At 64.2% G+C, this 14,193-nt stretch carries 14 protein-coding genes and 1 other RNA gene; 9 read left to right on the top strand and 6 right to left on the bottom strand.

Translation table 11 applies throughout. The features are described from left to right. Positions 1 to 80: 80 nt before the first annotated feature. The 6 genes from M2339_RS02630 to mscL form a co-directional block, all read right to left on the bottom strand. Positions 81 to 2,726: a TonB-dependent receptor domain-containing protein gene (locus M2339_RS02630; protein WP_264587594.1), complete on the bottom strand. Its 2,646-nt coding sequence runs from the start codon at positions 2,724 to 2,726 to the stop codon at positions 81 to 83. Positions 2,727 to 2,806: 80 nt separating this feature from the next. Beyond that, positions 2,807 to 4,414: a hypothetical protein gene (locus M2339_RS02625; protein ID WP_264587595.1), complete on the bottom strand. Its 1,608-nt coding sequence runs from the start codon at positions 4,412 to 4,414 to the stop codon at positions 2,807 to 2,809. A 359-nt stretch (positions 4,415 to 4,773) separates the two neighbouring features. Then, entirely contained in the window at positions 4,774 to 5,130 is a 357-nt protein-coding gene (locus M2339_RS02620; protein WP_264587596.1) for a tetratricopeptide repeat protein, read from the bottom strand. A 271-nt stretch (positions 5,131 to 5,401) separates the two neighbouring features. Beyond that, positions 5,402 to 5,792, bottom strand: a transfer-messenger RNA (tmRNA) gene (gene ssrA / locus M2339_RS02615). A gap of 89 nt (positions 5,793 to 5,881) precedes the next feature. After that, positions 5,882 to 6,142, bottom strand: a complete 261-nt coding sequence (locus M2339_RS02610; RefSeq protein WP_264572283.1) for a hypothetical protein — start codon at positions 6,140 to 6,142, stop codon at positions 5,882 to 5,884. Between the two features lie 123 nt (positions 6,143 to 6,265). Beyond that, the gene (gene mscL, locus M2339_RS02605; protein WP_264587597.1) at positions 6,266 to 6,694 is read right to left on the bottom strand and encodes a large conductance mechanosensitive channel protein MscL; all 429 of its coding nucleotides are present in this window, start codon (positions 6,692 to 6,694) and stop codon (positions 6,266 to 6,268) included. Between the two features lie 143 nt (positions 6,695 to 6,837). Between mscL and M2339_RS02600 the strand changes: the two genes are divergently transcribed. The 9 genes from M2339_RS02600 (at position 6,838) to accD (ending at position 14,086) form a co-directional block, all read left to right on the top strand. Then, the gene (locus tag M2339_RS02600; RefSeq protein ID WP_181560247.1) at positions 6,838 to 7,455 is read left to right on the top strand and encodes a LemA family protein; all 618 of its coding nucleotides are present in this window, start codon (positions 6,838 to 6,840) and stop codon (positions 7,453 to 7,455) included. Between the two features lie 44 nt (positions 7,456 to 7,499). Beyond that, entirely contained in the window at positions 7,500 to 8,303 is an 804-nt protein-coding gene (locus M2339_RS02595) for a TPM domain-containing protein (RefSeq protein WP_264574903.1), read from the top strand. Positions 8,304 to 8,320: 17 nt separating this feature from the next. Beyond that, a complete protein-coding gene (locus M2339_RS02590) occupies positions 8,321 to 8,986 on the top strand; it encodes a TPM domain-containing protein (RefSeq protein ID WP_264587598.1) in 666 nt (221 codons plus the stop codon). A 44-nt stretch (positions 8,987 to 9,030) separates the two neighbouring features. Beyond that, a complete protein-coding gene (locus M2339_RS02585) occupies positions 9,031 to 9,537 on the top strand; it encodes an NUDIX hydrolase (protein WP_264588379.1) in 507 nt (168 codons plus the stop codon). 96 nt (positions 9,538 to 9,633) lie between these two features. Beyond that, on the top strand, positions 9,634 to 10,278 hold the full coding sequence (locus M2339_RS02580; RefSeq protein WP_264587599.1) for a phosphoribosylanthranilate isomerase: 645 nt from the start codon (positions 9,634 to 9,636) through the stop codon (positions 10,276 to 10,278). A 72-nt stretch (positions 10,279 to 10,350) separates the two neighbouring features. Then, positions 10,351 to 10,956, top strand: coding sequence for a TIGR02281 family clan AA aspartic protease (locus M2339_RS02575; RefSeq protein ID WP_264606141.1), 606 nt, complete (start codon positions 10,351 to 10,353; stop codon positions 10,954 to 10,956). Positions 10,957 to 11,172: 216 nt separating this feature from the next. Then, positions 11,173 to 12,429, top strand: a complete 1,257-nt coding sequence (gene trpB / locus M2339_RS02570) for a tryptophan synthase subunit beta (RefSeq protein WP_264587601.1) — start codon at positions 11,173 to 11,175, stop codon at positions 12,427 to 12,429. Beyond that, positions 12,426 to 13,235 carry a tryptophan synthase subunit alpha gene (gene trpA, locus M2339_RS02565; RefSeq protein WP_264587602.1) on the top strand — a complete coding sequence of 270 codons (810 nt, stop codon included), beginning with the start codon at positions 12,426 to 12,428 and terminating at the stop codon, positions 13,233 to 13,235. Before trpB ends, trpA begins: the two co-directional genes overlap by 4 nt. After that, positions 13,232 to 14,086 (top strand): acetyl-CoA carboxylase, carboxyltransferase subunit beta, encoded by an 855-nt coding sequence (gene accD / locus M2339_RS02560; protein ID WP_264587603.1) that lies wholly within the window; start codon positions 13,232 to 13,234, stop codon positions 14,084 to 14,086. Before trpA ends, accD begins: the two co-directional genes overlap by 4 nt. Positions 14,087 to 14,193: the final 107 nt, after the last annotated feature.

The following is a 14,193-nucleotide window of genomic DNA, read 5'->3' as shown; positions in this document are numbered from 1 at the left end:
ATCCCGATCAAGCCCGCGCGCGAAAAAGGGCGACCATGGGGCCGCCCTCCTTCGTTCACGCTATGGGTGCGTCAATCGGATCAGAAATTGACGCTGAACGATGCCTCGACGCTCGTGCCGGGCTTGTAGAGATTGTAGTAGACCCGGTTCACGCCGTTATCCTGAAATTCCTTGTACTTGGTGCCTGTGATGTTGCGCACCTCCAGCTTCAGCTCGCTTTCAACCCGGCCGAGCTGGATGCCCTGCCGCGCCACGAAATCGACCGTGAAGCCCGGCTGCTCGACAATGTCCGGCTGGCCGGAGAAGCCGCGCCGCGTCACGCGCTGGCTGGCATAGTTGATGAGGAAGGTCTGCTGCGAAAGGCGCGACGTGTCCTCGAGCCCGATCTGCATGTTGAGCAGGTGATCGGACTGGCCGGTCAGCGACGCGCCATCGCGGAACACGTTGGTCGCGACCTGCGGTGGCACGCCGTAGATCAACACCTGATCGTCCGCCTTCACCTTCAGCTTTGAGCGCGAATAGGTGTAGTTGAGGATCGTCACCACGCGCCGGTCCGGCGCCATGTCCCCCAGCGACCAGTATTTCTGCGTCTCGAACTCGACGCCGTAGAGATTGGCCTTGGGCGCGTTGGCAAAGCTGGTGGTGAAGCTGTTGTCGCCGACGGGCGAGATATAGGTCTCGATCGGGCGGTCGATCTTCTTGTAGAAGCCCGCCAGCGAGATGCGCTGATCCCGCGCGAAATACCATTCGTAGCGCAACTCGGCGTTGAACAATTCGCTATCGACCAGCAGCGGATTGCCCTGGAAGGACGTGTTGGTCTCCGGATCGTAATAGGATTGGAAGATCAACTCGCGGAACTGCGGGCGGGCGATGGTCTTGGAGGCATTGGCGCGGACTTGCATGTCGCCGAACGCGTAAGTGAGCGTGGCGGTCGGGAGCCAATAATCCTTCTTGAGACCCGTCGACGCGTTGGAACTGCTCGGAACGCTGAACACCTGGATCGGCCGTACCGCCTCAAAACCACGCTCGTAGCGAACGCCGGCGTTAAGATCGAGGCCGTCCATGAGCGTCGCCTGGATCTGGCCATAGGCGCCATGCACCTTCATGCGGGCGCGGAAGGCCGGATCGGTCTCGGTCGTCTCGAAGAGCTGGTAGCCGAAATATTTTGCTAGGTCGCCGTCCAGCAGCAGATCGGGGCGGAGCGCACCCACGCCAGCCGGGAAGCTGCCCGGCGCTTGGATGCGGAAGTCGCGCCGCTCGGAGGTGCGGATCGTCTTCATATAGGCATAGCCCACAGTCGCCCGCACAGTCGGCAGCAGCGGGTAGGACAGGTCGATCCCGCCCGAGAGCAGGTTCTCGTTCAGGTCCGAGAAGGAGAAGTTGGCCGTACCCACCTGCCCGCTCAGGCGGTTGATGTACTGATCGCCGAACGGATCGATGCTGGTCGGCGCGTTGGTGCGGACATAGGTAAAGCCGAGCTCATAGGGCGCCTCGCGCTGCGAATTGGCGTAGCTGCCGCGCAGATCGACCTTCAGCTCGCCAAAGCGCAGCTCGCCAACCAACTGGGTGTTGATGAGCTGCCGCTCATACCAGGCGGTATCCTGATTGAGGAAATCGAACCCGGCGGACGCCGCGATCTGGCCGTTGGAGAGCCGCGCCTGCTTGATTGTGTCGCGAATGTAGAGATTGGTCCAGCGCAGCTTCTGCTCGCCAAATTCCAGACCGAAGCCGAGCAGGCCGTTGACGACCACGCGATTGTCGGTCGCAACCGTGTGGAAATCGCTTCCGAGCTGCGACAGGTCCAGGCTGGCGGCTGACTGCTGGAGAATGTCGCGCGTGCGCCACTTGCTGCTCCAGCCGGCGCTGGCAATGACACCGAGCGTCGACCCGCCAAGATCCAAGCTGGTACCGGCGCTCAATGCCACGCTGCCGCTCGGCGGCATGTTGAAGTTGCGCTGGACGATGGCGTTCCGACCATTTGCGATTTGGCCGATAATGGCCGCCTGATCGACGCCCACGTCGCTGATCTTCGCGCCGCTGGCGAAGAACTGGGCCAGCGCCGGCGGCGTATCGCGCGCGCCATTGTCAAAGCCCGACCAGTCGGTGCGCGAGCCATAATAGGTATAGCCCAGGCGACCCGTGGTCTCGCTGTTGAAGCTGAGCCCGCCCGAGATGCTGAGGAAGGAGTCATCCGGGATCGCGCGGGTCGTGAGGTTGATCACGCCGCCACCGAACTCGCCGGGGAAATTGGCCGAATAGCTCTTCTGCACCAGCGACGAGGCGACGAGGCTGGTCGGGAAGAGATCGAGCGGGACGACACGCTTGAGCGGCTCGGGGCTCGGCAGTGGCGAGCCGTTGAGCAGCGCCAGCGAATAGCGATCGCCCAGACCGCGCACATAGACATAGCCGTTGCCGACCACGCTGAGGCCGGTCACGCGCCCAAGAGCGCCAGCAATGTCGCCCTCGCCGGTGCGGGCAATCGCTTCGGCCGAGAGCAGGGAGACGACGGCAGGCGCCGCACGCTCGATGTTCGCGCCACGACGTCCGGTGACGATGATGTCGCCGCCGCCGGGAATGGAAACCTCGGCAGCATCGGCGGGTCCAGCCGCCGCTTCGCTCGCGCCGTCGGCGGTCTGCGCGGCATCCATGTCCTGAGCCCAGGCGGCGGATGCGGTCAATGCGGTTGTCACGAGCAGCAGACCCGCGAAACGGAGCGGCGTCACCATCGATAGTCCCCTTAAATCACTGTGGAGAGAGGCGGGCGGGTGCGCTGCGCATCCACCCGCCTCCATTGTCATCTATTGTGTCAGGCGGTCGGCAGCGACGTGCAGGCGCGGGTGGTGTCCGAGCCATTGTCGAAGGTCGCCGTGCCGGAATTGCAGGTCCACCCCTGGTACCAGCTGTCATTGGCGTCCTTCACTGCGCCGATGTAGTTCACCGCCGTGAAGAAGGAGCCGAGGGTCGTCACGTCGAAGGCGCTGACGCCATTCTCGGTGGTGCCGTTGACGAACACGCTCACCAGCGACGGGGTATAGGCCGCGCTATTGTTCGTGCCGGCCTGGAAGATGGCCTGCACGTCAGCCGCCGTCACGCTGTTCTTCCCGAAGAAGGCACCGCTGGACGGGCACTGCATCTGCACCGAGCGGAAGACGGGCGCGCCGGCTTCGTCGGTTGCGGCATCGACCGTGGCAGAGGCCGTCGCGGCCTGGCTGATGCCGAGGCAGGGGAAGTTCGGGCTGATGACGATGCTGTTGACCAGCGTGTAGTCGGCCGCACCACGGATGTAGACCAGCGCACCGTTGCTGTTGGCCGTCGAACGACCGATGAACGTGGCGTTGGACACCTTGGTGTTCTGGCGCGGCGTGTTGGTGGTGAAGGCATTGTCACTGTCCGCCTCGACGAACGAGTCGCCGGCGCCACCGCCCGCGCGGTGGATGCCGAGGACGAACTGGATGTTCGCCTTCACGCCCGTGTCAGTGTCGAGGATGTCGTCCTCAGCGCCCGTCGACACGAAGTGCTTCATATTCACCACGCCACCGAAAGCTTCGACCGCATCGTCCGAGCTGTTGTGGCTCTGGATGTGATCGAGGGTCGTGGCCGAGCCGACACCGCCCAGCGTGAGCGACTGGAGCTCCGAGTTCGCGCCCAGCACATAACCAGAGTAGCGGATCTGGACGTAACGCATCGTACCGCTGTTATCCGCCACGATCTGACCGCCGAAATAGGCCGGGTCGGCCGCGCCCTCGGTCTGACGATAGCAATCATTGGAGCCCGGGGTCGCGCCGCCGATGGCGCAATCGGTGGTCGGCGCACGACCGAGCAGCACAACGCCGCCCCACTGACCCGACTTGGAGTCGTCATTCAGACCAAGCACATTGTCGCGGCTGGTGAAAATGATCGGCTTGGCGACGGTGCCGACAGCGTTGATCTTGTTGCCGCGATTGACCGCCAGCCAGGACACGCCGGTGCCGCCATAGACGATCACGCCGGGCTCGATCGTCAGCGTAACAGCGGGGATGGTGCAGCCGGAGGGAACCAGCGCATCCGAAGGACCGCGATCGCAACCCACATCGACTCGACCGGGGAGTTGATACAGCAGGCCGGCGACCTTGGGCAAAGTCACGTTCGCACGAATTTGTGCCGGAAGGCTGCAGACGCGCCAGGTGCCCGTGGAGCCCGTGATCGTGCCTGCGTCGGTCAGTCCCTGCGGGTCCGCAATCGTGGGGCATCCGGCAGCCGGCGTTACGCTCGTGGTCGGCGTGGGTGTGGGCGTCGGCGACGGCGTGGGTGTCGGGTTGACGATGACATTGCCGCCCGTGCCCGGCGACGCGATATCCTGCGCACCGCAACCGGCGAGCAGCGGCAGGGCCACGCCTGCCAGCATGAAGTTGATAGTCCGATTGATCAGTTTCATCGTCGTCTCCGCTGCCGGATGTTCCGGATTTCGATTGCAGGACGGCCAACGGGAGTAGCGACTCTGTGAAGTCCCCCTTGCGCCCTCGGCGCGGCAGCTAGGCGATGAGTGTGACAGCGGGATGCAATCCCCGCGTCATCCGCGTGACGAATTCATGTCAGTTTTGTTGCAGGGCTTGGAGATCGGCGGACCGCAAGGGTTTTGGACGCGAACATCCGCCCAGCTTTCGGAAGCGGGAGGATGTATGGCATTGCAACTGCCGCTGGCTGGCTCGCCGCTCCCCTCTATAGAAAAAGGTGCGCAAGACCTGCGTCCGCGCACCTTCTCGTGATGATGTCCGGCCAGGAGCCGGATCGGCCTCAGTGCTGATCGAGGCGCGCCAGCAGGGTGCGGGCGACGGCGTGGCTCGAATAGCTGGCGCCATCGGCCAGATCGAGCTGCTCGGCGGGCAGCGACTGAACGCGCATCAGCGCCTCGCGCGCCTCGGCCTTGCGCTGCGTACGCGCATAGACCGTCGCGATATTGATGAGCCGCGCGGGATCGGCAGCATCGGTCATGCTGGCCGGTTGCAACAGACGCTCGGCTTCATCGAGATTTCCGGCAGAAATGGCGGTGGCGGCGTAGCTGCCCGTGGCGCCGCCGGTCTGGGCGATCGCGCATGTGCAGCCCAGTGCCGCGAGCGCGGCGCCTCCTGCAACCAAAATCTTGAAATTCATGACAATTCCTCTCGTATCTTTGAAATCTGACCGAGAGTATTTCAGTTTTATGACTCGCTATCAATATTCGAACAAAAATTTTTAAGCGCGTAATATCAGACTGATGAGAGCGATTTTTCGCGCGTACGTACATTACGCACATCTTGTCATAATTCTGTAATATTAATGATTCTGTGCTTCGCAGCATCGCTCGGGGGCCACAATCTCCAGAGCCGCGCGAAGCAGCGCCCCACAGAAGTCGGGTCTTCAAAAGCTATGCGAGAAGGGCTGAGGTGGGGAGCTTCTGTTGCCCGGCGCTCCCCGTGCCGCTGGAATCCGATTCTGTTGCCCGGTTCGGTCCAACCGCGTTCTGTTAGGGTAATGTCAGGCCGTGAGGCCCTCAATTACGCTGCAAGAGCAAGTGCTTCGTTATCGTTGGCACTTATGGGTTTTGAGCCTTGAACGGGTTACTCAGCCCGGGCAAAAACAGCGTTTTTCAACACACGTCGATCCTAGTTCGGCCCCGTCAGGAACAGTTCTTCCTGAAAGGAAGAGCCACTTCTGGTGGAGCCGCCGGGTACCGCCCCCGGGTCCGCTGCGCCTATTACACGCCGCAGTTTATCGCCATAGCCGGACAAGCCGGCAGATCCTCATATAGGGATCAATTCGCGGTTGAGAAGCCCGCAGACGCAAACAGCCCGGCATAATCCCTGGGGACTATGCCGGGCCGGTCGAACCAAACGCTCAGCGAGCGTTTAGATCAATTGGTAATTCACTTGGCCGCGTCGATCGCGTCAGCCTTCTCGTCGCCCATGTTTCGCACGGCATCCGCACGATTTTCAAGACGATCCACGGCGTTTTCCGCGCGGTCTTCAGCAGCGCCGTTCATGTGGTCGCTCGCCTGCTCAAGCTGGTCAGCCTGGTTGTCAATCGCGTCCGCCCGGTTGTCATAGGCATCTTCGACGTTCTGCGCTTCCTTGGAATCGCATGCGGCCAGCGTCAGGGCTACGCCTGCAGCGGCAAGGATCATCATGGGTTTCACGCGTCTGTCTCCTGTTAGGTCCCGCCATCTGTCACGAGACTGCAAACAAAACCCCCGCAGCGACAAAGGTTCCCGGCTCGGCAACCTTTCGTTCACCCCGATGCGACGGACCAATCAGGGCTTCGCCTTCAGAACGTCGCGGATTTCCTTGAGAAGATCGACCTCGGAGGGGCCAGCGGGCGCTGCGACTTCCTCTGCTTTTTTCTTAACGAAGAAGCGGTTGGCCTGCCGCACGATCAGGAAAATGACGAACGCCAGAATGAAGAATTTGATCACCGCCGTGATGAACGAACCATAAGCGAACACCGGCACCGCCGCAGCCTTCATGGCCTCCAGCGTCGGTTCGGTCCCGGCAGGGACGGCGGCCAGCGGAACGAAGTAGTTGGAGAAATCCAGGCCGCCGAGCAACGCGCCGATGATCGGCATGATGAGATCGTCCGTCACCGAACTGACGATGGCGCCGAAGGCCGCGCCGATGATGACGCCCACGGCGAGATCGAGGACATTGCCCCGTGCGATGAAGGCTTTGAATTCGGTCAGCATCGTGTTTCTCCCCTGCCGTCTGCGGGCTGCTGATGATGGATTTGGATGATGCGGGGCAGCTAAGCCCGTTGCGGGCGGGCAATCAACACCCTATTTAGCGTATCACTCAAGCGATACACCGCCTTATGAGGGGACAGACCGCCATGGCCACGCTTTCATCGCCATTCAAAGCACTGCGCATGTTTCTGCTGCTTGCCTTGCCGCTGGCGCTGGCGGCCTGCGGCATCAATTCGGTGCCCACCGCCGAGGAAAATGCCAAGGCCAAATGGGCTGACGTGCAGGCGGCTTATCAGCGCCGGGCCGATCTTATTCCCAATCTCGTCGCCGTCGCGCGCAATTCCGCGCAGATCGAGCGAGAGACGCTGGAAGGCGTGATCAGTGCCCGCGCGTCCGCGACGCAGGTGCAGGTCACTGCAGATCAACTGAGCGACCCGGCCAAGGTCCAGGCGTTTCAGGCCGCGCAGAACAATGTGAGCGGCGCCCTCTCCCGCCTGCTTGTCACCGTCGAGCGCTATCCCGACCTCAAGAGTCAGGAGCGCTTCGCGGACCTGATGACCCAGCTTGAGGGCACGGAAAACCGCATCAACATCTCGATCCGCGACTATAATCTCGCGGTGCAGGATTATAACACGCGCATCCGCACCTTCCCGGAGATGATCGGCGCCAAGCTGATCCATGGCGCCAAGCCGCTGACGCCCTTCGAGGCCAAGGCCGGCGCTGACACCACGCCGGATGTCGGCGCGATGTTCAACGGCAATTGACCCGTTCCCACCGCCCTGTCGCGCCGGCCATCGTGCCGGCGCTGATGCGCTTTATGCTGGTGCTGGTCGCGCTGCTCATGCTGCGGCCGGATGCGGCGCTTGCCCAGAGCTTTCCCGCGCTGACGGGGCGGGTGGTGGACGGCGCCGACATTCTCGACCCCGCCACAGAGGCAGCCCTTACCCAGCAATCCGAAACGTTGGAAAAAACCACCGGGCGCCAGCTGGTCGTGGCGACCGTGCCGGACCTCAATGGCTATGAGATCAGCGATTATGGCTATCGGCTTGGTCGCGCCTGGGGCATCGGCGAGAAGGACACCAACAGCGGCGTGTTGTTGCTGGTCGCGCCGAACGAGCGCCGGCTGACCATTCAGGTCGGCTATGGTCTGGAGCCGATCCTGACCGATGCGCTATCCGGCCGCATCATCCGCGATGTCATCACGCCGCGCTTCCGCGATGGGGATTTTCCGGGTGGCATCAGCGCGGGCGTCGCCGAGATCGTGCGCATTCTCGAACTGCCGCCCGAAGAACAGCGCAAGCTCGCCTCGGCCGCGGCCGAGCAGGACAAGCGCCAGGCGGGCAAGGGCTTCGGGCCGGCGATCTTCCTCGCAATCTTCATATTGTTCTTCGTCGTGCTGCCCATTTTCGGGCGGTTGCGCGGCGGCCGGCGCTATCGCGGCGGCATCCACCCCATCATCATCTGGGGGGCGGAAGCGGCCATTCGCAGCGCGCTCAACAGTCGCGACAATGATGGCGGCGGCTGGGGTGGCGGCGGTGGCTGGGGCGGCGGTGGCGGATTTTCCGGCGGTGGTGGCAGCTTCGGCGGCGGCGGCGCGAGCGGAGGCTGGTGATGGGCAGGCGGATTTCCATGAGCGAGGCCGATCATCGCATCGTCACCGATGCTGTGGCGAAGGCTGAACTGAAGACAGACGCGGAGATCGTGACCATCGTCGCGCGCCGCTCGGATGCCTATCATGATGTCGGGCTGCACTGGTCCTTGCTGTTCGTGCTGCTGGTGCCGCTGATTGCTGCCGCCTTCCCCGCAGCCTATGAGCGTGCCTTGATCGGCCTGACCGGCGGCTGGCATCATGAGTTGCCGCGACACCTGCTCTACCTGCTGATGTTCGGGCAGATGTGCCTGCACTTCCTCGTGATGCGCTATCTGCTGGCGATACCGGCGCTGCGGATGCTGGTGACGCCTGGCGCGACCAAATCGCGCCGCGTGCGGCGGCGCGCTCTGCTGCTGTTCCGCACCTCGGCCGAGGCGCGGACCCGCCGCCTTACGGGCATGTTGCTCTACCTCTCGCTCGATGAGCATCGCGCGGAAATCGTCGCCGACGAAGCCATCGCCTCGCGCGTGTCGCCGGAAGTCTGGGGCGAAGCAATGGCCACGATGATCGACGAAGTGCGCGCCGGGCGCATCGCGCAAGGCATGGCGCTCGCCATCGAGAAAGCCGGCCTCATCCTTGCCGAGCACTGCCCCAAGAGCGCCGACAATCCCAATGAGTTGCCGGATCGGCTGATCGAGCTGTGAGCGACACCACCCCTGAAGAGGAGTTCCGCTTCCCCGAGGAAACCATGTGGGAGGGCCGGTTCATCACCGCCAAGCGACGTGGTCGCTGGGAATATGTCTCGCGCGCCCGCGGCATCCGGGCCGCCGTCATCATCGCCATCGATGAAGGCGCGGACGGGCGCCATATTCTGCTGGTCGACCAGTTTCGCGTCCCCCTCGGGCGGCGCTGCATCGAACTGCCCGCCGGGCTGGTGGGCGACGAGTCGGCTGGCGAAGAGCCCGGCCTCGCGGCCGCGCGCGAGCTGGAGGAAGAAACCGGCTATCGCGCAGGCCGCATGGAGGATCTGGGCGAATATTGGAGCTCGCCGGGCATGGTCTCGGAAAGCTTCACGCTCTTCCGCGCCTTCGACCTTGAGAAAGTGGGCGATGGCGGCGGCGTTCCCGGCGAGGACATCCGCGTCCACCGCGTCCCGCTCGCCGGCTTCGCCGACTGGATCACAGCTCGCCGCGAGGAAGGCTATGCAGTGGACGTAAAGCTGCTCACGCTGCTCGGCGGGGCGATGATCCGCTGAGGCCGTTCCGCCTCGTTGCGCTGACAGCAATCCTCCCCTACCTAGCGCGCGGACCGGCTGCGAACGCCGGCGACACCCAATCGGATGCCATTGTTCATGCCCAAGGTCGCCATCAAGATTTGCGGGGTGAAGACCGCCGAGGCTATCGATGCGGCCGTGCGTGGCGGCGCGAGCCATGTCGGCCTCAATTATTTCCCGCCCAGCCCGCGTTATCTCGCGCCCGATCGGGTGAGCCTCATCGCCGCGCGGGTGCCGGCCCATGTGAAGCGGGTGGGCGTTCTCGTCGATCCGAGCGATGATCTGATCGATACGCTCGTCGCTGCCGGCGGCATGGAGATTGCCCAGCTGCATGGCCGCGAGACCCCTGAGCGGGCTGCGGCCATCCGCCAGCGCACCGGGCTGGAGGTCTGGAAAGTCATCTCCGTAAAGACCGCCGCCGATCTCGCCACTGGTGTGGCTTATGCGGGCGCGGCAGACTTCCTGCTCTACGATGCCAAGACACCGGATGGCGCGGCTCTGCCCGGCGGCATGGGCCTGCGCTTTGACTGGCGGCTGCTCGCCGGCCATCGCCCGCCGCTGCCCTGGGGCCTCTCTGGCGGGCTGGATGCGGAGAATGTCGCCGATGCCATTCGCCTGACTGGTGCGCCGCTGGTGGATGTCTCTTCCGGCATCGAGAGCGCGCCGGGCGTCAAGGATGTGGCCAAGATCGCTGACTTTTGCCGTGCGGCGCAGGCTGGCTGATTGGGGCGCCTGGCGGTTCGCGGACGCTGTCCGGGATCGAATGCACGTGATTGCGGTTGAACTTTCATGCCGATGACGACCAACCCCGAATGGCTTCACCTTGCGCTCTACGCGGGCGGTGCGGCGCTGATCCTCATTCTGATCTTCAAAATCCCCTATGTGGGACGGGCTCTGCGCGCCCTGTTTTCGTTCGCCTTGCTGGCATTTGCCCTGTTCGTCCTGTTTCAGCAGGCACCATTCGACCCGTCCCTGTCCCGCTTCAGCAGCCGCCTCGGGATCGACTCTCAGCAGGTCGTTGGCGACGAGGTGCGCATCCGGATGTCGCCCGATGGCCATTTCTGGGCGACGGCGCAAATCAACGGCATCGACCGGCGGATGCTCATCGATAGCGGCGCCACCGTCACAGCGCTGTCCACGGGGACGGCAGACCTGGCAGGCGTGCCCCGCGGGGCCAGCCTGCTGCCGGTCGTGCTCCAGACAGCGAACGGAACAGTGCAGGCGGAAACGGGCACCGTCGAGCGCCTCGGGATCGGCCCGCTAACCGCCCAAAATCTCAAGGTCGTGATATCCCCCGCGCTGGGTGACATGGACGTGCTCGGCATGAACTTTCTCTCACAACTGGCCTCCTGGCGCGTGGAGGAGCGAACCCTGATCCTCGTGCCCGCCCCGCCGGCCTGATGGATCAGGACCGAGGGCAAAGCGGGCGCCGCTCGCCGGACTGCCCCAAAGGCCAGCCGCCGAATGCGTCAATGCGGTGGACAAGGCCGCGACCTTCTGCAAAGCGGTTGGGAATGATGACACTGCCTGCCATAGCCAGATGCATCGGGACACGATGGCGCTGATCGCTCGACCCTTTCGACGCGACCCGACCCCAGTGACCAAGAGAGACGCACAGTGACTGCTGCAACCACCCTCCCCAATTCCCGCCCCAATTCCTTGCGCGCCCTGCCCGACGAGCGCGGCCATTTCGGCCAGTTCGGCGGCCGTTATGTGGCCGAGACGCTGATGCCGCTCATCCTCGACCTGGAGCGCGAGTATCGCGCCGCCAAGGAAGACCCGGCTTTCGAAGCCGAGTTCAATGGCCTGATGACGCATTATGTCGGCCGCCCCTCACCGCTCTACTTCGCGGAACGGCTGACCGCTTATTATCGCGAGCGCGCCAAGCCCGGTTTCGGCGCCAAGATCTATTTCAAGCGCGAGGAGCTTAATCACACCGGCGCGCACAAGATCAACAATTGCATCGGCCAGATTCTGCTCGCGATCCGGATGGGCAAGACGCGGATCATCGCCGAGACCGGCGCCGGCCAGCATGGCGTGGCGACGGCCACCGTCTGCGCCCGCTTCGGCCTGCCCTGTACCATCTTCATGGGCGCCAAGGACATCGAGCGGCAGCAGCCCAACGTCTTCCGCATGAAGCTGCTCGGCGCGGAAGTGCGCCCGGTCACCAGCGGCTCGCAAAGCCTCAAGGATGCGATGAACGAGGCCCTGCGCGATTGGGTGGCGACGGTAGAGAACACCTTCTACATCATCGGCACCGCCGCTGGGCCGCACCCCTATCCGGAGCTGGTGCGCGACTTCCAGAGCGTGATCGGCAAGGAAACGCGCGAGCAGATGCTCGCCGCCGAAGGGCGCCTGCCCGATCTGCTGATCGCGGCCGTCGGCGGTGGCTCCAATGCCATCGGGATGTTCCACCCGTTCCTGGACGATCCCGATGTGGCGATGGTCGGCACCGAGGCAGCGGGCCACGGCATCGATACGGACAAGCACGCCGCCAGCCTCACCGGCGGCAAGCCCGGCATCCTCCATGGCAACAAGACCTATTTGCTGCAGGACGAGAACGGCCAGATCACCGAAGCCCATTCGATCTCGGCGGGCCTCGATTATCCCGGCATCGGCCCCGAGCATAGCTGGTTGCACGAGAGCGGCCGCGTACGCTACGTGCCGGTGACCGATGTGCAGGCTCTGGACGCGTTCCAGCTCTGCTCGCAGCAGGAAGGCATCATCCCCGCCCTCGAAAGCGCCCACGCTCTCGCGGCGCTGGAGGCGGAGGCTACGGCGATGCCGCAGGACAAGCTGATCGTCGTCAACGTCTCCGGCCGCGGCGACAAGGACATCTTCACCGTCGCCCAGGCACTGGGAGCGAAGATATGAACCGCCTCACCTCCACCTTCGCCCGCACCCGCTCAGAAGGGCGCGCCGCACTCGTCACCTTCGTCACCGGCGGCGATCCGACGCCTGCTGACACGGCCTCTGTGCTCGATGCGCTGGTCGCGGGCGGCGCGGATGTGATCGAGCTGGGGATGCCGTTCACTGATCCCATGGCGGACGGGCAGGCCATTCAGTCCGCCAATCTGCGCGCGCTGGCGGCGGGGATCAGCACGGCGAAGATATTCGAGATCGCCGCCGCCTTCCGCGCCCGCCATCCGGAGACGCCTCTGGTGTTGATGGGCTATGCCAACCCGATGACCGTGCGCGGCGCCGACTGGTTCGCCGCCGAATGCGCCAAGGCGGCCGTCGATGGCGTGATTTGCGTCGACATTCCGCCCGAGGAAGATGCCGAGCTTGGCCCGGCGCTGCGCGGCGCTGGCGTCTCGCTGATCCGCCTTGCGACGCCGACCACGGACGCCGCGCGTCTGCCGGCTGTGCTGGAGGGGGCCTCGGGCTTCCTCTATTATGTGTCCGTCGCCGGGATCACGGGTCTTCAACAGGCCGCGCAGACCAGCATCGAGTCCGCTGTCGCCAAACTCAAGGCCGCAACCGATCTGCCCGTCGCCGTCGGCTTCGGCGTACGCACGCCCGAGCAGGCCGCCGCCATCGGCGCGGTGGCTGAAGGGGTCGTCGTCGGCTCGGCCATCGTCGAGCTGGTCGGCAAGCACGGCGCCCAGGCTGCTGGCCCGGTTCGAGACTTCGTGGCGACCCTGCGCGCCGCGCTCAATCAGAAGGAGAAAGCCGCATGAGCTGGCTGAACCGCGTTCGCAATGCCCTGCCCTTCATCGCCAAGAAGGCCGAGACACCGGACAATCTCTGGCACAAATGCACGAGCTGCGGCCAGATGATCTTCCAGAAGGAATGGGACGAGAATCTCTCGGTGTGCCCGCGCTGCGACCATCATGGCCGGATCGGCCCGCACACCCGCTTCGCGCACATCTTCGACGACGGCACGATGCACATCCTGCCCGCACCGGTGGTCAAGGAAGACCCGCTCAAGTTCCGCGATTCCAAGCGTTACACCGATCGCTTGAAGGCCGCTCGCGCGCAGACCGGCGACCAGGATGCGCTGATCAATGCCTCCGGCCGGATCGATGGCCAGCCTGTCGTTGTCGGCGTGCAAAACTTTGCCTTCATGGGCGGCTCGATGGGCACGGCGGTTGGCGCGGCCTTCGTCGCGGGCGTGCAGGAAGCCGTGCGCCAGTCCTGCCCTTATGTGATCTTTACCGCCGCTGGTGGCGCGCGGATGCAGGAGGGCATCCTTTCGCTGATGCAGATGCCCCGCGCCACCGTCGCCGTGCAGCAACTGCGCGCGGCGGGCCTGCCCTACATCGTGGTGCTGACCGATCCGACCACCGGGGGCGTGACCGCCAGCTATGCAATGCTGGGTGACGTGCAGATTGCCGAGCCCAATGCGCTGATCGCCTTCGCAGGTGCCCGCGTGATCGAGAACACCATCCGCGAGAAGCTGCCCGAGGGCTTCCAGCGGGCCGAATATCTGCTCGCGCACGGCATGATTGACATGGTGACGCATCGCAAGGAAATGAAGGCGACGCTGGCCAAGACGATCGGCTATCTGACGACGAAGCAAGCGGCATAAAACCACCGATTACCGTCCCGTCCGCGCCTGCTTGAGGACTCGCCGACCTGCGCAGCAGGCCGAGTCTCCCGGCAAGCAGGCCGGGCGGCACCTGACCCAGAGGCCTT

Source organism: Sphingobium sp. B2D3C (assembly GCF_025961835.1).
Taxonomy (GTDB): Bacteria; Pseudomonadota; Alphaproteobacteria; order Sphingomonadales; family Sphingomonadaceae; genus Sphingobium.
This window is presented reverse-complemented; position numbering and strand designations above follow the sequence as displayed.